This is a genomic window from Stenotrophomonas sp. P5_A8 (genome assembly GCF_056400545.1).
Window position 1 is genome coordinate 1 of sequence record NZ_JBFULB010000642.1, and the last position, 660, is coordinate 660.

General features: G+C 51.1%; 1 protein-coding gene. It reads left to right on the plus strand.

Translation table 11 applies throughout. From position 1 onward, the window contains the following. Positions 1-398: hypothetical protein (locus AC1DQP_RS21235; protein ID WP_478052524.1), on the plus strand; the 398-nt coding region annotated here is incomplete at its 5' end. Positions 399-660 lie beyond the last annotated feature (262 nt).

A 660-nucleotide genomic window follows, 5' to 3' on the forward strand; every position in this document is an offset into this window, starting at 1 on the left:
TAGCAGGGGGGGTGCAGATTTGTGCTGGGGTCTATTTGGGGATCTCGAAGCAAAAATATTTAGTCCGGGTTGTTGAGCAAGAGAAGCGATCCAGGACGTTCTTTGTCCGCCGTGTAGACCAGTATCGCTTGGTGCTTCGCCTTCTGAGAGATCTGCAAAAAACAGCCGCAAACGTCGGGGGTATTAATGCAGTCGCAATCCACTCGCTGCAAAACCGCTATGCCAATTTGGTTAGAAAGACGAGCAGTGGGCGGCGGAGTATAGGTGTAATCTCCCAAAAGGACTTGGCCAGTATGTTCATGGAGTCTTCGAGGAGCGCATTTTCTGGAACAATTTTTCTGATAATTGGGACTCTGATTATGGCTTTATCAGAGATTTTTCCAGCGCTGGTTGCTTAGCCGGGATTGGCTTCTCCGGTGCCTGGCTCAGTGCTAGCCATAAGAATACGACCGCGGTAGCTGCCGCACTTGTGCAAAGTGATGTTTTGTAAAAAATGCGCTTGGTCATACGTGCATCCCATCAGTTCGGTTGCAGGCTAGGGTGCGTTTGTTATTTGTCAATAGGTGAAACGCCCCTGGCCATCCTCCTTTCGGCTATGGACCATCCCACGAGCATCCTCAATCTGCTGCTCCGCCCCGACCAACTGCTCATCGCGGTCGA